Source organism: Taibaiella soli, from assembly GCF_003236175.1.
Classification (GTDB): domain Bacteria; phylum Bacteroidota; class Bacteroidia; order Chitinophagales; family Chitinophagaceae; genus QKTW01.
This window is the reverse complement of the sequence record NZ_QKTW01000015.1, coordinates 220,482-240,037: the sequence shown is the minus strand read 5'-3', so window position 1 is coordinate 240,037 and position 19,556 is coordinate 220,482. Positions and strand designations below refer to the sequence as shown.

Sequence of the window (19,556 nt, the reverse complement as noted above, 5' to 3'; positions counted from 1 at the left end):
CCCCCCGGAAACTTGATACAATATTCCTACAATAAGCGCCACGAATTTAACAACTCGTTTTCACATTCAGAGAAAAAATGTGAATAAGTTTTAAATAAATTTTTCAAATAACACTTTTGAAAGAATGCTATTTATAAAATTTTATTTGCGTAAACAGTGTATAACTGTCACATAGGCAAGTGCTTATTTAGAATAAAACCCTTTTGTACATCTGTATCGTGTTTTCAAGACCGTAGTAGAGCGCGTCAGAAATCAGTGCGTGTCCGATTGATACTTCCAGCAGATTTTTAACAGATTTTGTGAAATATCCCAGATTTTGTAAATCCAGGTCGTGTCCGGCATTTAAGCCAAGGTTTTTAGCAAAAGCGATATCGGCTGCAGCCGCATAATCTGCAATTGCGGCCATTGGGTCTTTATGGAAATGAGCAGCATACGCCTCTGTATACAACTCCACACGGTCTGTGCCGGTATCGGCAGCGGCCGCCACAATGCTTTCTTGCGGATCTGTAAAGATGGAAACGCGGATGCCTTCGTTTTTAAAAAGGGCGATGATATCAGTTAGAAATTTCTGCTCTTTAATAGTATCCCAGCCATGATTGGAAGTAAGCTGGTCTCGGGAATCAGGAACAAGTGTTACCTGAGTAGGCTTCACCTCTAGCACTAATTGTACAAAACTGTCTTCTTTAGGGTTTCCTTCAATATTGAATTCAGTAGTAATAATCGGTTTTATTTCGCGAACATCACTATAGCGGATATGACGTTCGTCGGGGCGCGGGTGAACGGTGATTCCATCGGCACCAAAATTCTGGCAATCTATGGCAGCTTTCAGCACATTCGGGTTATTACCACCTCTGCTGTTTCTGATAGTGGCAATTTTATTGATGTTCACTGAAAGTTTTGTTGTCATATGTTTGACAGTGATTTTGATGCAAAGATAACAAAACTTGGAGAAGTTCTCTATTATTCATACGTTAAACACCGTGCCAGTAAACCGTAAAATGCCGGCAAAAAAGTGTCAATTTTTACATAGGCATTTAAATCAATATTCATTTTGTTTGCATTGATATTTCCGCCCAATCCGAGACAAATTAAATTGTGTAAGATTTTCTGCGGATTTGTTAAATTTTCCTCAGTCTATAGCTAGGCGATATCTGTTTTAATATGAGCTCCGATTTCTTACTTTTAGGCGCATTAAATTTCAGATCTAATCGGATTTTTATAAGTGTGAACGCAACCTGGAAAATATATTCAATCCGTCTTTGTACGAGCTTATTGCTTTCGGTAGTTCTTTTCTCCTGCGGAAAAAAGGAAAAAACAAATACGAATAATGTTTTTTACCTAAACCTTTCCAGCGGTAACCTGGAATCGCTGGATCCCGCATTTTCAAAGGAACTTTACCCAATGTGGACCACCAAAATGCTCTACAATACGTTGGTGGAAACGGATGAGCATTTGCATTTGCAGGCGTCAATTGCCACTCGTTGGGAAATGGATGCGACTGGGTTTATCTACACTTTTCATTTACGCAACGATGTTTTTTTTCAGAATAATGAAGTTTTTACAGACGGGAAAGGAAGGCGTATGACTGCGATGGATGTAGTTTACAGCTTTGATCGTTTAATGGATCCGAAAGTGGCTTCACCCGGTGGTTGGATATTCAATGGCAGAGTACGGGAAAAAAATCCTTTTGTTGCGGTAAACGATTCGACCCTTGAAATTCATTTGTCCCAGCCGTTTCGCCCTTTGCCCGAAATGCTGAGCATGCCTTACTGTAGCATCGTGCCAAAAGAAGTTGCTGAAAAATGGGGAAAGGATTTCCGCTCGCACCCTTGTGGCACAGGTCCTTTTCAGATAAAATACTGGGATGAAGGGAATGTTTTGGTACTCCATAAAAATGCAAATTATTGGGAGCGTGATACCGCCGGGCGCCAGTTGCCTTATCTTGATGCCGTACAGGTTTCTTTCGTCGATAATAAGGCCACGGAGTTTTTAATGTTTCTACAAGGTAAGTTGGACTTTGTAAATGGTATCGATGGGTCATTCAAGGATCTGATTTTGTCAAAAAAAGGTGAACTGAAAGCAAATTACAGGGCAAAATTTCAGCTTCAAAAAGGAACATACCTCAATACGGAATATCTCGGTTTTTTGACGGACACATCTAATCCAGTGATGCATGGACAGGCGACTAATAACCGGCTCGTTCGCCAGGCGATTAATTATGCAATTGATCGTAAGAAAATTGTTACCTATTTCAGAAACGGATTAGGGATTCCCGCGGAATCCGGTTTTATTCCTGCCGGAATGCCAGGATTTGATAGTTCTGGTTCGTATGGTTACCATTATAATCCGAAAAAATCACTAGAATTATTGGCCAAGGCAGGTTTTCCTGGCGGAAAGGGTTTACCTCCGGTAAAAGTACTGACGCCGGATAATTATGTGGACATTGTCAACTTTGTTGCTTCGCAGGTGCAGGATGTCGGTATTCAATTGCAGGTAGAAACAATGCAGCCAAACATTCTTCGCCAACAGATGAGCCGCTCGCAGTCCGTTTTTTTCCGCGCTATGTGGATCGCTGATTATCCCGACGCGGAAACATATCTCGCTTTTTTCAACAGCCGCTTTCCGGCGCCCCCTAATTATACACGTTTTCACAATATAGCTTTCGACAAGATGTACGATGAAAGTATGCTTGCACCAGATTCGTCTCGCTGGAAAATTTACCGTTCTATGGATAGTTTGGCAATGAGTTATGCGCCTGTTGTACCGCTTTTTTATGATGAGATCTTACATTTTGTTCAAAACAGAGTAAAGGGTTTTGGCAGTAATGCTATGAATCTGATCGATATCAAAAGAGTGCAGGTAAAATAAAACAGGCTGATGGAAACTCCATCAGCCCGTAGATCGGTATTGCTTTTTTATTTTTTCTTGTACTTCGCAATAAGTTCTGTAACTGCCGACCGGCGGAGATACTCAGGATTCAGCTCCGTAAATATTTTCAGTTTTCTAGGCGCTTCTTTTAGCGCTTTTTCCAATTGCAGTGCAGCTTCCTTCGCTTTTCCCAGTTCAAATAAACAGGCCGCTTGGTAGTAGCGGAAATCTGGTTTGTCGCCGCAATGTTCGCGGGCAACTTCAATTTGCGTCAGCGCCTCATCATAGAAGCCGGATAAATACAGGCCGCGCATCAACGCCACCCAGGTCGTTTTATTACCGGGCTTTAGGCGAACGGCGTTAAGGAAACATACCAGTGCTTCATTGTTCACGTTCATTTCCATCAGACAATTGCCAATGGCCAGACAATAAGAAGCGTTTTCCTTATCAAGATGTAATGCTACGGAATAGGCTTTCACCGCTTTTTCCCACTGCTTTTCCCGAAAATATGTTTCTCCGATTTTGAAGAAAATAGTATCATCCTGCGGACTCAGCTGAGATGCCTGACGGTAATAGTAACGTGCACGAGGGAAGTTTTTCTGTTTTTCCCAGCAATAGCCCATAGCCTCAAAAATCACATCTTCTGGTTTTGCTATTTCCAGGTGCTTTTCCAGTACTTCAAGCGCTTTTTCAAACCATTTCAGGCGCATATAAGCATCCGCCATATTCCGGTAAGCAAATTCGAATTTTTCATCGATTGCTACACAGAATTCGTAGGCGTCAATCGCCTTTTCATACAGTTTCAATCCCTGATATGCAGCGCCCAGGTTAAACCAGGCCAGCGTATTATAAGGATCATCGTCGGTAAGTTGGGTATGCAGTGTTACGCTTTCTTCCAACCGGTTTGTAAATTCCGACCAGAAGCATATTTTCTGCAATGCCTCTTCATTTCTTTTGTCAATTTTTATGATACGCTTTAGGGTATCAAACACAGCATCAAACTCTTCGCTCTCATCATATACGTCTGAAAGTTCCAGTAAAACCTCAATTTTCTCCTTTCCTTCAAAATTGACAACCTGTTGTTCCAGCCACAGTGCTGCCTGATCATATTTGAATTGGCCGAGCAGGATATCGGAACGGAGCAGTACAGCATCAAGATTTGCCTGATCATACTGTTCCATTTCATCTAAAACCTTGAGTGCCTGGCCATATTTCTGAGCCTGAGTAAGAATTTCTGCTTTTAGTAATAATACAGTTCCGGAAAATGGATAATAAGTGCGGGCGATATCGCAGGCCAGTAATGCCTGCTCTTCATTATTGTTTTGAAAGTAATATTCAATCACACGCTCAAACTCTTCTTCCTCCATCATGCTCGCTGCTTCTCCACGTTTTACTTGTTCGTATCGTTGCAGCAGTTCATCCATAGAGTTCCATTCCTCGTCTAGATAATCATCATCAAACATAGCAATCGATTTATACCAAAGTTAACAAAAAGGAGGTATCCGCGCCAGTGCCTCATGTTAGCATATTGTCAAAATGCACAGGTTATCAACAGTCAATAAAAAACCTGCATATCTATTAGTTATGCAGGTTGATATAATGGTGCTTTTTTATTATATTTTACCTCTTTTCATCCACCGCAACTGCAAGTGTGTCTACCTGGGTTGAATTATCTGATATGGTATAAGGAGTGCCACCTACCACAGATGCGGCAAAAGAAGTATCGTATCCACGGGCAAAAAAGTAATAATCCCCTTTTTTCAATGACGGGAATGCAGCTATCGGTACCTCGTTGATAATTTGACAAGCTATGGAATCATCATATGTGTCATTTGCCGGAGCATCCAGTGAATTGTATTTTATATAAACGGTTCCATTTATTATGTTCTTACTTATGTTGTGATGCGCCATTTTTGCAATCACAGCAGTGTTTCCTCCTTTTCCTGCGGAGGTATTATTGTCATCTGATTTGCGGCACGCGGCAATTGTAAGCAAACAGAGGACTGCACTTACTTTTGTAGGATTTAGGTTCACTTTATAACAGTTTAAAGATTTAGATTTAATCACCCTCGGTTACCGGAACCTGTATTGTATAGGTTGTGGTTGAGTTATCAGGAATACTATAACTGATGCCGCCGTTTACTGCTCGCGCAATAGAAGTATCATAGCCGGTTCCGTACAAATAATAGTTGCCCGCTTTCAGCGAATCAAAACTGGCTGTGGGAACAGTATTGACAATGTTGCAGATTGCAGAATCATCGTAAATGCCGTTTCCCGGCGCATCCTGCGTATTGTATTTGATATAGACTTTACCGTTGATAATATTTTTGGTAATCTGATGATGCGCCAGTGTTGTTATCACGGTAGCGTTGCCGCCTTTTCCTGCTGGATTACTGTTGTCATCGTTTTTCCGGCAGGCAATGGCGCCAGTTGCCAGAACTATCAATAAAAAGCCTTGTTTTAAAAAAGATACTTTCATCGCTTATAGATTGAGTCTTTGAAGTTAATGAAAAATTACCTGAAACCCTGAGGATTACGCCGTCCTGGGGTGTTAAATAACATATTAGATAAATAAAAAACCTGCAGGTTTAATATTGATTTAAGCCCTGCAGGTAATCGATTATTGGATAGCTAATTGGAATTTATTGCGGCGACAAGCTCAGTGCATTGCTTGCTTTACTTTCATTCCAGGTACGGTCAAGTGCGGTAACAACATAGGTGCATTTGCCAAAGTCATTTGCTTTAGCGTCAAGGAAAGATTTGTCTGAAATCAGTGCAATGATTTTGTCTGAACGTTCCAGATTTATCGGCTCGTTGTTCGCAAAGCGGTAGACTGCATATCGTAATGGCTCTTCTTTTGGATTATTGATATGCCATTCGATCAAGGTGCCTTCTGCGGATGGTGTAGCTTTGATCACGGGCGCCGCCGGCGGAATACTGTCCAGCCATTTCATCGCTGGCGGAAACGCAATATTTCCGGTGTAGCGGGCGTGCAGACTATCTAAAATGGTATGAGGAATTTTATCGAAACTGGAAGCGCTATAAAATGAGAAGCCAGGTGCATCGCTGGTTTTGCGGATATCATTAATCTGCCAGAGTAGTTCTTTCGGTCCTGCCCATGCACCTGCAGACGCGCCGATCATGCGGTAAACGCCCAGTCCGTAATAAATATGACGGCCATAATGATGCTGTTGCCACCATGGTAACAGTACTTCAAAAGGAGCGGCTTTATGGGCGTGTTCCCAGTATAACTGCGGCAGCAGATAGTCAATCCAGCCTTTTTGCAGCCATTGTACCACATCGGCATAGAGATCGTCATAGGTGGTTTGCCCGGCGCGGGTTTTAGAACCTTCAGGATCTGAAGTGGCATTGCGCCATACTCCAAATGGACTAATACCAAGTTTTACATTGTATTTAATTCGTTTGATATTGGTATTAAGTACCGAGACGAAGAGGTTAATATTGTTGCGGCGCCAGTCATTTTTATTGCTGAACGTCTGGCCATATTTCATGAATGTAGCCTGATCTGCAAATTCCTGTCCGGCGATACGGTATGGATAGAAATAGTCATCGAGGTGGACGGCGTCGATATCGTAGCGCTTTACTACATCGGTGATAATATTGGTTACATATTCTCTTACTTCAGGAATGCCTGGGTTCAGATAAGATTTGCCCCCGTAGCTCACAACCCAGTCGGGGTGCATAAATGTAACGTGATTAGGCGGATTGGGATTTTTCTTGCTGTCTACTAAAGCACGAAACGGATTGAACCAGGCGTGAAATTCCATCTGGCGCTTATGCGTTTCTTCAATCATAAATTTCAGCGGATCATAAAATGGAAATGGTGGCTGGCCCTGACGTCCGGTCAAATAGCGACTCCAGGGCTCTACCGGAGAAGGGTATATTGCATCGCACGATGGACGCACCTGCACAATGACCACATTACAGCCAATTTCTTTCAGCGCGTCGAGACGGCGGATAAATTCCTGTTGTTGTTGCATGGCTGGAAGTCCGGGTTTCGAAGGCCAGTCAATATTGGCAACCGTAGCAATCCATGCTGCGCGAAATTCTCTTTTGGGAGATTGCGCATATAGTTTTGTGGCTGCAAAAAAAGCAAACGAGAGCAGGAGTATTCGTGTACCGAGTCGCATAATTCTTGATATCCTGAAAAAATATGAAACAAATGGGAGTAGCGCAACAAAGGTAATCGCTGATGGCTGATTTTTCTGTGGGGCAAAAAAACAAAAGCTGACCATTGGTCAGCTTTTGCAATATCAGAAAGTAGAAAACTATTCTTCAGTTTTTTTCTTTTTAGCAGCAGTTTTCTTTGGCTTTTCTTCGCCGCCGTCAGCCGTTACTTCTTCCGCTTTCTTTTTGCGGGCAGCTTTTTTAGCAGGTTTTTCTTCACCGTCTACTTCGCTTGCAGGTTCTTCTGCTTTTTTTGCTTTAGCTTTTTTAGCAGGTTTTTCTTCTTCAACTGCAACTTCCGCTTCGTTTTCTACGATCAGCTCAGCTGGCGGAGCATCCTGATGATTCAGATAGTCGAAGTTCAAAAGACTGTTTTCTTTCAGCAATTCGTACCATTTCAGCATTTTTTTCATATCGCTGATGTATACGCGTTCTTCGTCAAAATCCGGGAAAACGGTTTTGAAATAGTTTTTTACGCTATTGTTATCTGACTTTGGATTTAAAATTGCTACGCTGTTTTCATTGTCTTGCATCTTCTGAAACACCTCATGGAGTCGTACATTTTCACCGGTAGTATATACTTCGATGCTCTCCAACGGAGTTACATTATGCAGGCGTGCAGAGATAAATTTCGTGGATTTATCTGCAAGGTTGCGTACGATAGCCCCGTCACTTTTTGTGGCGAGCAATTGGAAAAGACCGCCTAATCCGGTCACGGCAACGATTTCTCTGTATTCCATACTAAACTTTGAAGGGTGGCAAAAATAACTTTTTTACTGTTATTTGCCTCTTTTCCGGGATATTATTATTTGTTATGAATGATGGTTAACGGATTAGGGTCACATCTCCTTTGAGTTCTATATGGTGATCGCCCTTGTTTCCGCAGATTGCTCTTACTAAATAATAATATACGTCCAGGTCTTGTTTTACCCCGTTGTAGGTGCCGTCCCAGCCTTCTTTCATATTGGTTGTATAAAACAAACGTTGGCCATATCGGTTATAAACTGAAAACTCTTCCAGGGTCATGTCTCCTTTGAATACAACCCGGAAAACATCATTATGATCGTCGCCGTTTGGCGTAAATGCATCCGGAATAAATGGTTTACAACAGTCATCATAAGCCACAACTGCCACTGCCGTATCCTGACAATTATTGACATCGTGGACTTTTATAACGTAGCTGCCATTTGGCATGCCGGAGATGCTTGCTGTAGTGGAAACAGGGTTGGTGCTCCACAAATAGCTGTATGGGGGCGTACCACCTGTTACGTTGGCAAATACACCACCGCCGTCATCGAGGCCCTGACAATCATTCGGCGTGATTTGAGGTGTCAATACCAGTAGGTCTGGTGTTGGAACAAGAATGGAGGTGTCTTTTTTACAACCTTTACTGTCGGTGATTTCAATATTGTAAGTGCCGGTTTTCAGGTTTTCGAAAACGTTGCCATTCGCAGGAATTGTAATGCCGATTACTTCGAATGTAAACGGAGGATTTCCGCCGCCCATATTGAAAGTGATCGAACCATCTTTATCTCCGAAACAGCTCACGCCTTTTACAATCACATCGTCGTATATGATATGTGGATAGCCTACCAGCGTTACAGATGTGTCGTGCGTACAGCTATGTGCATCTTTGATATGCATTACGTAAGTTCCTTCTACCAGACCCGGGAAATAACCTGAGTTGCCAAAGCTTCCGGTGCCGATTGCGTATTGGTAGGGTGCAGTTCCACCAACGCCGGCTACACTGATTGCGCCATCAGGATATCCTTCACAGGTTGGCATTTTCAGTATAGCTGAAATAAATACAGGATCAGGTTGGGTAATAGTTACAGTAGAATCTTTAGTGCAACCATTATTGTCCTTGATGTGGATGATATGTGTGCCCGCAAGCATATTGGTTAATACGCCTGAGGATTGGAAGGCATTGCCATCGGCAGCATAGGAATAAGGTGGCGTGGCACCGGTTGCGGTAACCGTTACCTGGCCGGTTGCATCGCCATTACAAAGATTGTTGGAAATGGCTAGGGCTGTAAATGCCAGTGGCGTTGGCTGACCAACGATCACTGATGTATCATGAATGCAGTTTGCCGCGTCTTTTACATGTAAAGTATAAGTACCTGCTGTAAGGCCGGTGAAGTTATTTGTTGCGCCGTAAGAACCAGTGCCCAGTGCATAGGTATAAGTTGGGGTGCCTCCGGTTGCAGCTATATTGATAGACCCGTTTGCGCCACCATTACAAAGTGGTTGTGTAACTACTACTGACGGAACAATTGGTGTAGGTTGATTGAGTTGAACTGTAGAGTCGTGAATACAGCCATTTGCATCTTTTACATGAACCGTATAGCTGCCTGCCAGTAAATTACTGAAAGTGCCGCTGGCGCCATAAGTGCCGGTATTTATTGCGTAAGTATAAGGACTAAGACCTCCACCAGGGACTACAGAGATGCTGCCGTTCGCTGTGTTGTTACAGGTTGCGTCGGTAACGGTAACTGTTCCTGTCACGAATATGGTGTCAATAATAGCAAAAGTTGTGTCTTTGATACAGCCTTTGGTGTCTTTGATATGGAATGTATAAGTACCGGCGGCCAATGGAGTGAAAATATTAGATGTGCCATACGCGCCAGTGCCGTTGGCATAGGTATAAGGAGATACGCCGCCGCTTGCTGTGAGTGTTACTTTACCGTTTGCAAGTGTAGAACAGGTTGAATTTTTCACACCGGCCGAAACGCCAATTGGTGTCGGCTGCACAAGTGTGATAGTGGTGTCGTGCGTACAACCGTTGGCATCTTTGATATGCAGATCAAAAGTGCCGGCTGCGAGACCAGGGAAATTATTAGACGGTGTGAATGGGCTAGTTCCTATTGCATAAGAATAAGGTGTAGTACCGCCAGAACCTGTGATTGTAAATGCACCGTTGGCTGAACCGTTACAGCTTGGAGTGTCTGTAGCAACAGTCATTCCTAAAATAGCAGGTTCTGTAATATTGAATGTCGTGTCTTTAGTACACCCGTTTGTATCTTTTACATGGAACGTATAAGCGCCAACTAAAAGTCCGGTGAAAGTGCCGCTGCTGCCAAAAGCACCGGTACCGTTTGCATATGTATAGCCTGGCGTACCGCCGCCGCCGGTTACTGTTACCGTTCCGGTTGCGGTTCCATTGCAAAGCACGTCAGTTTTAGCAATCATAACTGCTACAGGGGTTGGGTTGGCGAGCGTGATTGTTGTATCGAAATAACACAGCGCAGTATCAAGCACATGGAATGTATAGGTGCCGGAAGTGAGTGTGCCGAACGTATTGGTTGTACCAAATGTGCCCGTGCCCATTGCGTAAGTGTATGGTGGATATGCGCCAGTTGCATTGATTGTTACCGCGCCATTGTTGTCGTTGTTACACAAAATGGTTGTTACTACTGCCGTACCTTGAATTTTCACGGAATCTGGCAATATAATAACTGTGTCTTTGAGACAACCTTTGGTGTCCTGAATATGAACCGTGTAAGTGCCGGAATACAGTCCCGTAAATGTTCCGGACGGACCGAATGCACCTGATCCTAATGCATAAGAATAGGGTGCAGTACCATTAAATGCGCTTACCGAAATCACACCGTTCTGAAAATGGTTACAAGGGGGCTTCGATAATGTTACGGTTGAATAGATCGGATTCGGGTCAATCAAAGTTATAATCGTGTCCTTAACGCAGTTATTAGCATCCTGGATATGGAAGGTATAAGGACCTGCCGTTAAGCTGGTGAAAGTATTGTTACTGCTGTATGCGCCTGTGCCAAGTGCGTAGAGGAATGGCGGTACGCCACCGCCGCCGGTAAGTACTACACTGCCGTTATTAATACCGTTACATAATGGATTGGTTAAAACCGCGGAAGCCGTAATGAGAGGTGGCGGATCTATCGTGATCGTCGTATCCTTAAAACAGCTGTTCGCATTTTTAATAGTAAATACATAAGTGCCCGGTGCTAGACTGTCGGTGATTGTGCCGGTAACGTTTGTCCGGGTGATCAGCGTAGTTGTGCCTTGTTTTACAGTTACTACCCAGGGACTCGGAATGACACTCGGCGTTACGGTAAACACGGCTTTTTTGGTACAGGTAGCTGGTGTTACGATTGCAAAGGTCATTGTCGGATTTGGCAATACGGTAATGGTATAAGCCAATGTTTGTTTGCTCGAGAGCGGACAACCATCGTCGATATAAGTGATAAAAAAGTTGTAGACACCCGGTGCTACGCCGTTTACATTCCAGGAGAAAGTCCCTGTTGGGTTGGTCGTACCATTGTTGATCACCGTAAAAGTGGAACCGGCAGGCAGCCCCGCCCAGCTCATGGTAATGTTGTTATTGTCGGGATCGGTTGCGCTCAGGCTAAATGTAAATAGTCCCTGCGACTGACAAACCGTAACGGCGGTCGTGTCTACCACATTACCGCCAACAGATGAAGTAACTGAGCCACTCGGCGGGTTATTGTTACAGTTGTTGAGTACAATAAAGTTCATTTCACGCATACTGGTACCAACCACAACTCCATTTCTGGTTTCAGTAATTTTGTACACCACTGTTGAAGTCTGCACCATATTAGGCGTAAACGCAAGCTGACCGTTTGTACTGCTGAAAGAAAATGTTCCGGCTGCTGTTGCCAGTGGATTTGTGCCTGAGTAACCCGCTACATAAGTAACCGTGCCGCCACCTGCAAGCAGGCCTGGTACCAATGCAAAAGACAAGCTGTCTGCATTGGGATCTACGGCGCCCGGGTTATAGTTTGCCGGTTTGTTCAGACAGAAAAAGGGTGTTGGAACGGTTGTATAAGTCGGAGAAGAGTTAACACCTACTGTATTATTCAATGTTGCTTCTAGCGCTACCGTTGAGTTGCCTGGGTTTACGATATTGGTAATTGTATTGCTTCGTCCAGCCTGGTTTACCGGGCCAGTTGCTCCATCAAAATTAAAACGCCAGTTTGCCGAAGGACCACTTAATAGTGTAGTTGCCGTATAAATATATCTTTTTACGCCGGGTACCGCGAAAATCGGATTGGTACAGGTAGTGCTGCCTGCCTGGCTGGGACATACCGGAGTCACCTCAACGCCTGGTCCGCTTTGGTTAAGCGTCAAAGTCTGGTAAAGCGAAGCGCCATTGTACACAAAAACTGTTGGCGTGGCACCTTGCAGGCTTGGGAATGCAGAACCGGCACAGTCACCATAGAGAACAAGGGTCACCTGATATTGGTTGCCCGAAATATTGCCATAGTAAAGCTCTCCTCCAAAAATGTGTGTGGCATTCGTTTTTGTGGCGGAAAAAAGCACCAGTAAAAACAGGGTAACATAAAGGCGCGCCCTACGGTATAGATTATTCATAAAAAGGAATGGTCCTGAAATTTAACAAAAATATTAGATTATTTACTATAGTGTGATTTTAGTAGACAAACCGACAAAATATATAGACGATTAGAAGTGCGTGTGTGTTGGCCGGACATAAGAAGTATCATTCCTTCCTTTCAGAAATGACACCTAAAGAAAATAATAAGTTTGGGTAATAAATAACGGTCTCTATTAATTCTAAATTTTTTTACAAATGGATTAGAATAGGCGTTTGTTTTTTCGGATGGAACCAAGGTAATTAGAAAGATCCGGAGATGGTTTGAAATAGATAAGCAGCGCCGTATAGATAATGATCACGACGGTGGTCCGCACAAAAATATCAGCCCATATATTCCGGAAATGAGGTATTCCAAATGCAGCGATCGCCGTAACAGCGCCAGCCAGAAGTACCAGCCAGCTTCTGTTGGTAAACGGATGCAGTTTCATTTTTACCCAAAGGAAAATCACTTTTGCAATATTGAAAATCGCCAGTGCAATCGTGGATGCCCAGGCTGCTCCATAAAAGCTGTATTTCGGAATCCAAAGCCAGTTGAGCGAAAGCATAAGTACCACCAATAGCACCGAAATCCGGAAGTTAAACTTGTAAAGCTTCGAGATGCTGATCAGTTCATTATTCAACCCGGTGCCCATATCTATAAGCCTGCCGATCATTAGTATTAAAACCAACGGAGTTATTGCTTCGTAACCTTTTCCTGCAGGTAAAATGGCTACGGCATTTGGCAGATTTCCGCCAATGATTAAGAACATCGCAACGGCCACAATTAAAATATTGATACCAGAACGGTGAAAAAGATCATTCACTTTAGCGCTGTCATTTTCTATATATGCCTGGTTGAGCGTAGGAAATGCAGCGACCGACATAGCGCGGTACGGGATGGTCATAATCGTCGTAATAAAAACCGCGTTTGTATAAATAGGTACCGATGCCATCCCGCTTTTATCAAGCATAGCCAGCATCAGGGAATCGGAAAAACCCATCACAAAAAATGGCACGCCCATCAAAAGATGATACCAGGCAAAATGTGCCAGTTCTTTATAGTCGGCCTTCGTGAACGAGTTAAATTGAAACGAATAACCAAAACCTTTTGTCCGTACAGAAACAACTAATAGTATCAGTGACGGAATAAAATAAATACCGATGCTCAGCAACACAAATGTGTCGAAAGAGAACAGCTTGAGATAAAACAAAAAGAGTACGATCAGGTTTAACAGCCGCAATATGACTTCGCGCATCAGACTTGCCGCAGCTACTTTGTGCATTGCAACGAGATAAGACTCGTAAAGCGTCATAAATGCCCAGGCCAGTACCAGGGGCACCATCAGGTAGTAGTAGCGTGTAATATAAGGTTGGTCTTCTTGCTGGTAAAAATGCGTGATCTCTGTTTTCAGGAAATGATAAGGGATATAAAAAAGAAAAAGCGCAAGTAATGGAACCATTGAGCAAACAGTAATCAACGTTTTTCTGCGGAGATCACCTTTCTCCGGATACCGTTGTGTGTAGGTCTGAATCAATGGGCCAACGCCCCCAAGAATAACAAACTGGACAATCGCCGCGATATTGATGAATGTGCGGGTGAACCCCAGCTTCTGAAGATCATCCTTGAAGATATAGGTACTGAAGAAAATGGTCAGTGCACCAAGCAGCGCACCAACAAATGTGACGATTGTAGTTTTTATTGATTGACGGAAAACAATTCCCATAAACCTGATTATTTCATTTTATTCCGGTCCTATATTGGTTTTCCCGGGTTCGTTAAAAAGTCGCGGTAGGCATTGGAAAACGTTTCGCTGCTAAAATGGTCCTTCGCAAATTCATAAGCTCGCAATCCCATTGCTTTTCTTTTTTCTGGATTGGCGACTAAAAAATCCAGCAATTCTACCGCTTCAGCTACAATTTTTTCTTCTTCTTTTGCATAAATCAGTAACCCATTGCCCAAATGGTGCACGTAATCAGGAATGCCATCCACGGCCGTAGATAATACGACTTTTCCTCTGGCCATAGATTCCATTACTACAATCGGAAGCCCCTCAAACGCAGAAGTAAGAATTAATACATCAGATTGCGCATAGATCTCTTCCATTTTTTTGGGATCTCTTACATTGCCATATAAAACAGCGTATTCCTGCACTTCGGCAGGAATCAGATTTTCTACATCGCCCACAAATGAAAAATGAACTGGTTTTTGTTGTGCGTGTAGTTGTTGGGCAGTCGCAGCAATTAGGTGCACTCTTTTTTGCGGATGGCCGCGGCCAATAAAAACGACTTCCAGCACTGGATGATCATTGATTGTTGGCGCAGACGGGACATCAATCTTGTTGTCTACAAATTTCAGGCGGTCAAAGTAATGTTGTGCAATATGGTCTCGTTGATAAATAGCCTCCAGATCGCGTTTTACCTGTGGTGTGCTGGCGATTCGAACATCCATGTATTTAATAAAGGCCCGACTGTATTCATACCAGCGATTGACGTGGCAGAGCTCTACCGTTCTTACTTTTTTCCGCAGATGTGGTAATATTTTGTAGAAATAGATGCACTCTCCGCCAAAGACAACCGGGTTTTCTGCTGCGTTAATCCATGCAGCAAAAACACCACGGAAAAAGAAATTTAAAAAGTACAGATATTTGTTGTCCAGGTATTTATGCAGATCCAGCACCCGAACACCTTCAATAGTAAACCGGTCCCTGAATTTATCGTCCTTACCTTTTTTAGTGAAAATGACCAGTGGTTTGCGGTCTTTCATACATTCCGCAATATCTGCATTGACCTTCGTTGCGCCGCCGATTTCTGCGCAGCGATAAAAAAGAAAAAGATCGTGCTGCGTATTAAGTTTGAACAGCTTGCCCGCCAATTTTCCCAGCAAAACAAGCGGGAACATCAGCAGCAGTTCTATATTTCGTTTTACAACAGCAGTTTGGTGGGTCATGCGTTCCGGTAATATTTTTTTATAAGGCTACTCAAATAAGCTGCGCCAAAATTAATCTGAAGTGCTTCCGCGATTGGCATCATTGCCGAGAGATCAATTATAGGGCTGCTTCCTTTTTCTACCAATGTATAATTCGCTTTGTGGTCCAGAAAATCTTCCATTTCATGCACAATTGATTTTACCGAAATACTCAACGGATTGGCAACGTTCAGAATCTGATTCTGAAAAAGCCCTTCTTGCAGCACATAGTCAGTAATTGCGAATAGATCGTCGGCATCAATAAAATTACGACCGGCATTTGCCCAAAGATCGAAATGAATATCGTTATTTATATTGTGTATGAAATAGTTAAATATGGTATTCGGATTTCCACCATTACCTACCACATTGGAGGTTCTTAAAATCAGATAAGGAATTTGCGAAGCCATAATCAATGCTTCCATTTCCTTTTTATGTTTTACATACAGTGAATGTTCCTCCGCCGGATCGTAAACACTGCAGGTGCTGAAGTATAAAAGTCTTTTCTGTGGATTTTGCTGAATGGTAGCAGCCAATAGTTCCCGCTCGCGCAGATACTGGTTTTGATCTGTATTTTTAGAATTGGAAACGCCTGATGCAAAAATTATGAAATGATCCTGATGCTCGTAATTCCGGAACTTCCGGGCGATCATCCCATTGCCAACTACCATTAGAAGAGTTTTCACGGGCAAAATACGCAAAATCTGAGAATCAGAAGTTTCATCGATGCTCTTGCCGCGGTAGTTCGGTGATTGCAGATGAATGAGTAAGGTAATGCAGAAACATCAGCGATTTGGAAAAAGGGCCAAAGCGAAGTAATGACAGCGGAAATTTTTTCTGCCAGGCAATCATGCTTTCCAGTGCAGGCGGCACCGGACCGTTGTACCCATTTTCTGCAATTTGTGCCATATCCCGGATTTTCAGATTCCGGTACATTCGCCAGAAATAATCATACACATAGATGTTTTTCAGGCTTTTAAAGCCAAAATTGGTTAGCATCGTATGGTTTTCAGGCACTTCCACTTTGCTTACGCGAAAAGTAGATTTGGTCACCTGCGAGGCGTTCATGCCCACATTGACTAACGATTTATCAATATAAGTAAACTTATTTCCCGTGGCTGTCAGGTATCGGATGTAAAATTCAAAGTCTACAACCCAGGCAAATGTTTTATCGTAACGCAGTTCATTTTTCCGGTAAAGTGTACAGCTGGGGTTGCCAATATAATTCATTCGGAAAAGATATAATAGATTGTCCTTCAGGCTTTTTTCGTCTGCTGGTTTTAACCGTATCTGTTCGAGTCGGTTGTTTTGGTCTTCGAAAATATTGGTGTAGGCGGAAAAGAAAAAGGAGCTCCCGGGATGCTGCTGAATGGCGTCAGCGAATTCTTGCAAACTATCAGGACCGCTAAACCAGTCATCATCGTGCATGATTTTGATCCATTCGCTTTCTGCCCGGGAAATTGCTGCATTCCAGTTCTCAGGTGTTCCCAGCGCTGGTGTGTTCCGGAAATATTTTATCGGAAGATTATTGTATGGTTTTATGGTTTCGATTACAATATCTGTATCGCTGTCATCTGTAAGGATAATCTCAAAATTTTTAAACGTTTGGATCGTAATACTGTCCAGCAGGCGTTTCAGATAATGAGGTCTTTTGTAGGCAGGAACACAAATAGATATAAGTGGCATTGATCAATATTCTGCGAACAAATCTAAGTATTCTTGTTAATTAGTGCTTGCCTGCCATTTGGATATAATTATATCACAATACCTAAATAAGAAAGGCTTCATTAGATTTGCGCAAACTGTAAACGCACACATGGGTTTTCAAAAGTTAATGAAGCAGGTTTTACACGCCAGGGCATTAAGAACGGAGCGCAAAAAAGAACTGCAAGGCAGGATGAAAGCGGCTGGCCTTAACTGGTTTGTGATAAAAAAGCTGAAACATCTTCCGAAGGGGCAAAAGAATTACCATCAGATGGAAGGCGGAAAAGTGGCTTTCATCAATGGCCCGGAGCTGCTGCATGCGCTTACAGAAATTTATGTAGAAGAGGTATACCTTCAGAAGCTTCCCGCGAAACCTGTTATTGTGGATTGCGGTGCGAATATCGGCATCAGTGTTTTATACCTGAAACGCTTATTTCCGGATGCGCAGATTACCGCTTTTGAGCCTGATGCGACCAACTGTGCATTACTTCGTGAGAATGTGGCCAACTTTAATCTTAAAGATGTAACGATTCGCCAGGAAGCAATCTGGAATAAAAATGAAATGCTTTATTTCGAAAATAAAGGAAGTCAAGCTAGTAAAATCTCGGAATCCGCAGCGTCTAACACAAGTGAAATCAGAGCAGTGCGGCTTAAAGAAGTATTGCAGCAGCCAGTTGATTTTCTGAAGGTTGACATTGAGGGCGTTGAGTACAAAGTTATTATGGATGTGGCCGAAACCATCCGGAACGTAAGCAACCTGTTTATTGAATATCATGGTAATTTTAACCAGGCGCATGAATTGGCAGAGATGTTGGGTTTGCTTTCTGACAATGGATTTGGCTTTTATATAAAAGAAGCGGCTAATGTATACGAGCATCCTCTTCAGATCGAAAAGCGCAGTGATTTCTACGACGTGCAACTGAATATCTTCTGTATCAGAAATGAACAATAGAGGATATTTTTAAATAAAATTCTAATATTTATGTTTTTCGAAGAAATATTAGAATTTAAAAACAGTTTTTAAAAAATATATTAATTGTGAGGCGAAAAAGGGTTACGAAACAATTAATATACCTTAATGATAATTATCTAAGTAAGCCTTGCAAATTCGTGAAGTACCCGTAATTTTGTATGTCCTAAACTCTTCGGGGTACAATAATATTTATGAACTTTCTTTTACTCGCGGCAGAACAAAACACGCCATTTAACTATTTGCCAATTGCATTGCAATTGCTCATTGCGGTCGGCTTTGTGGGAATTATGATGGGAGCAACACACCTGCTCGGGCCAAAAAGGAGAACAAAAGATAAACTCATCAACTTCGAAAGTGGTATTCCTTCTGTAGGTAACGCCCGTCAGCCGATGAGTGTAAAATACTTCCTGGTAGCGATTCTGTTTGTGCTGTTTGATGTGGAAGTAATCTTCTTCTATCCATATGCGGTAAATTTCAGAGAGCTGGGACAGGAAGGTTTTCTCGCCGTATTGATGTTTGTGGGTTTCTTCCTTTGTGGATTTATCTACATCCTCAAGAAAGGTGCCTTGAAATGGGAAGACTAACTATTGGAGATTTTTTATTGGTGATTGGCGATTGTGCTCATCGATATTAAATACTCAATTCAAAAATAAAAGGAAGATCAGGGAGTTGGGGTTGAACGCGAAGGGCTTTAGTGATGTATGGGTCAATCATCAATCTTCAATCATAATAATAGATGGTCGCTGCAACGTGAACATGAAAAGTGAATAGAAAAACAGCAATCTAAATAACACAAGCTTGAGGAATGAGTGTCAATCACAAATCCTCAATCACAAATCAAAAATTAAATTATGCCTCGTCCGGTTCAATATAATACGAATAGTAAAGTAAAGCTGGTAGACTTGCCTGAATCCGTAATGGGTGAAGGTTTTATGGCTACCAAGTTTGAAAAGGCAATCACATTGGCTCGTGCGAATTCGCTCTGGCCTTTGCCGTTTGCTACCTCTTGCTGCGGTATCGAGTTTATGGCGACTATGGGTGCCAACTACGATCTGGCACGTTTCGGTTCTGAACGTATGGGTTTCACCCCGCGTCAGTGCGATATGTTGCTTGTTGCAGGAACCATTGCCAAGAAAATGGCGCCGATCTTACGTCAGGTATATCTTCAGATGGCAGAGCCCCGTTGGGTAATTGCGATCGGAGCATGTGCTTGTACCGGTGGTATTTTCGACTCTTATTCTGTACTGCAGGGCATTGATCAGGTAATTCCGGTTGATGTTTATGTGCCAGGCTGTCCTCCGCGTCCGGAAGGCATTCTGGAAGGTGTGCTCCGTTTGCAGGAACTCGTGGAAAACGAAAGCCTGCGTCGCAGAAATGGTGATGAATACAAGCAGTTAATGACTAGCTACGGAATTCAATAATTAATGCGGTAATGAGAGGAATGCGGTTAATTGATTAGTATAGGCATTCTCAAATTGCTCAATTTTCAAATTAAG

Annotated in this window: 15 protein-coding genes; 4 read left to right on the top strand and 11 right to left on the bottom strand. The window is 42.8% G+C overall.

The window, feature by feature from the left end; translation table 11 throughout:
• Positions 1-187: 187 nt before the first annotated feature.
• Positions 188-907: a pyridoxine 5'-phosphate synthase gene (locus DN068_RS10145; protein ID WP_110998798.1), complete on the bottom strand. Its 720-nt coding sequence runs from the start codon at positions 905-907 to the stop codon at positions 188-190.
• Between the two features lie 317 nt (positions 908-1,224).
• On the opposite strand from DN068_RS10145, the gene DN068_RS10140 reads away from it, so the two are divergent.
• Positions 1,225-2,868 (top strand): ABC transporter substrate-binding protein, encoded by a 1,644-nt coding sequence (locus tag DN068_RS10140; RefSeq protein WP_243630202.1) that lies wholly within the window; start codon positions 1,225-1,227, stop codon positions 2,866-2,868.
• Between the two features lie 47 nt (positions 2,869-2,915).
• On the opposite strand, the gene DN068_RS10135 is transcribed toward DN068_RS10140, so the two are convergent.
• The 10 genes from DN068_RS10135 to DN068_RS10085 all read right to left on the bottom strand — a co-directional run bounded on the left by DN068_RS10135 (position 2,916) and on the right by DN068_RS10085 (position 17,069).
• Complete coding sequence (locus tag DN068_RS10135; RefSeq protein ID WP_110998796.1) at positions 2,916-4,331, bottom strand: tetratricopeptide repeat protein; 1,416 nt, start codon at positions 4,329-4,331, stop codon at positions 2,916-2,918.
• Positions 4,332-4,488: 157 nt separating this feature from the next.
• Positions 4,489-4,902, bottom strand: a complete 414-nt coding sequence (locus tag DN068_RS10130; protein ID WP_110998795.1) for a hypothetical protein — start codon at positions 4,900-4,902, stop codon at positions 4,489-4,491.
• Between the two features lie 25 nt (positions 4,903-4,927).
• A complete protein-coding gene (locus DN068_RS10125; protein WP_110998794.1) occupies positions 4,928-5,347 on the bottom strand; it encodes a hypothetical protein in 420 nt (139 codons plus the stop codon).
• Positions 5,348-5,510: 163 nt separating this feature from the next.
• Entirely contained in the window at positions 5,511-7,019 is a 1,509-nt protein-coding gene (locus DN068_RS10120) for a glycoside hydrolase family 10 protein (protein WP_110998793.1), read from the bottom strand.
• A 138-nt stretch (positions 7,020-7,157) separates the two neighbouring features.
• Entirely contained in the window at positions 7,158-7,796 is a 639-nt protein-coding gene (locus DN068_RS10115; RefSeq protein WP_110998792.1) for a DUF5606 family protein, read from the bottom strand.
• Positions 7,797-7,881: 85 nt separating this feature from the next.
• A complete protein-coding gene (locus tag DN068_RS10110) occupies positions 7,882-12,417 on the bottom strand; it encodes a T9SS type B sorting domain-containing protein (RefSeq protein WP_243630201.1) in 4,536 nt (1,511 codons plus the stop codon).
• Positions 12,418-12,639: 222 nt separating this feature from the next.
• Positions 12,640-14,142, bottom strand: coding sequence for a polysaccharide biosynthesis C-terminal domain-containing protein (locus DN068_RS10100; RefSeq protein ID WP_110998789.1), 1,503 nt, complete (start codon positions 14,140-14,142; stop codon positions 12,640-12,642).
• Between the two features lie 29 nt (positions 14,143-14,171).
• Positions 14,172-15,365: a glycosyltransferase family 4 protein gene (locus DN068_RS10095; protein ID WP_110998788.1), complete on the bottom strand. Its 1,194-nt coding sequence runs from the start codon at positions 15,363-15,365 to the stop codon at positions 14,172-14,174.
• Positions 15,362-16,054 (bottom strand): NAD-dependent epimerase/dehydratase family protein, encoded by a 693-nt coding sequence (locus tag DN068_RS10090; protein WP_110998787.1) that lies wholly within the window; start codon positions 16,052-16,054, stop codon positions 15,362-15,364. The genes DN068_RS10095 and DN068_RS10090 overlap by 4 nt, the downstream gene beginning before the upstream one ends.
• 49 nt (positions 16,055-16,103) lie before the next feature.
• Positions 16,104-17,069, bottom strand: a complete 966-nt coding sequence (locus tag DN068_RS10085; protein WP_110998786.1) for a glycosyltransferase family 2 protein — start codon at positions 17,067-17,069, stop codon at positions 16,104-16,106.
• A gap of 148 nt (positions 17,070-17,217) precedes the next feature.
• Here DN068_RS10085 and DN068_RS10080 point away from each other — a divergent pair, with 148 nt between their 5' ends.
• The 3 genes from DN068_RS10080 to DN068_RS10070 all read left to right on the top strand — a co-directional run bounded on the left by DN068_RS10080 (position 17,218) and on the right by DN068_RS10070 (position 19,481).
• Positions 17,218-18,039, top strand: coding sequence for an FkbM family methyltransferase (locus tag DN068_RS10080; RefSeq protein WP_165836348.1), 822 nt, complete (start codon positions 17,218-17,220; stop codon positions 18,037-18,039).
• A gap of 212 nt (positions 18,040-18,251) precedes the next feature.
• The gene (locus tag DN068_RS10075; RefSeq protein WP_110998784.1) at positions 18,252-18,644 is read left to right on the top strand and encodes an NADH-quinone oxidoreductase subunit A; all 393 of its coding nucleotides are present in this window, start codon (positions 18,252-18,254) and stop codon (positions 18,642-18,644) included.
• A 267-nt stretch (positions 18,645-18,911) separates the two neighbouring features.
• Positions 18,912-19,481, top strand: coding sequence for an NADH-quinone oxidoreductase subunit B (locus DN068_RS10070; RefSeq protein ID WP_110998783.1), 570 nt, complete (start codon positions 18,912-18,914; stop codon positions 19,479-19,481).
• The last annotated feature ends 75 nt before the right edge of the window (positions 19,482-19,556 follow it).

Coding starts and splice junctions, on each gene's coding strand:
- DN068_RS10145 (WP_110998798.1), bottom strand. CDS start 907: ATGACAACAAAACTTTCAGTGAACATCAATAAAATTGCCACTATCAGA.
- DN068_RS10135 (WP_110998796.1), bottom strand. CDS start 4,331: ATGTTTGATGATGATTATCTAGACGAGGAATGGAACTCTATGGATGAA.
- DN068_RS10125 (WP_110998794.1), bottom strand. CDS start 5,347: ATGAAAGTATCTTTTTTAAAACAAGGCTTTTTATTGATAGTTCTGGCA.
- DN068_RS10120 (WP_110998793.1), bottom strand. CDS start 7,019: ATGCGACTCGGTACACGAATACTCCTGCTCTCGTTTGCTTTTTTTGCA.
- DN068_RS10115 (WP_110998792.1), bottom strand. CDS start 7,796: ATGGAATACAGAGAAATCGTTGCCGTGACCGGATTAGGCGGTCTTTTC.
- DN068_RS10110 (WP_243630201.1), bottom strand. CDS start 12,417: ATGAATAATCTATACCGTAGGGCGCGCCTTTATGTTACCCTGTTTTTA.
- DN068_RS10100 (WP_110998789.1), bottom strand. CDS start 14,142: ATGGGAATTGTTTTCCGTCAATCAATAAAAACTACAATCGTCACATTT.
- DN068_RS10095 (WP_110998788.1), bottom strand. CDS start 15,365: ATGACCCACCAAACTGCTGTTGTAAAACGAAATATAGAACTGCTGCTG.
- DN068_RS10090 (WP_110998787.1), bottom strand. CDS start 16,054: ATGGTAGTTGGCAATGGGATGATCGCCCGGAAGTTCCGGAATTACGAG.
- DN068_RS10085 (WP_110998786.1), bottom strand. CDS start 17,069: ATGCCACTTATATCTATTTGTGTTCCTGCCTACAAAAGACCTCATTAT.
- DN068_RS10080 (WP_165836348.1), top strand. CDS start 17,218: ATGAAGCAGGTTTTACACGCCAGGGCATTAAGAACGGAGCGCAAAAAA.
- DN068_RS10075 (WP_110998784.1), top strand. CDS start 18,252: ATGAACTTTCTTTTACTCGCGGCAGAACAAAACACGCCATTTAACTAT.
- DN068_RS10070 (WP_110998783.1), top strand. CDS start 18,912: ATGCCTCGTCCGGTTCAATATAATACGAATAGTAAAGTAAAGCTGGTA.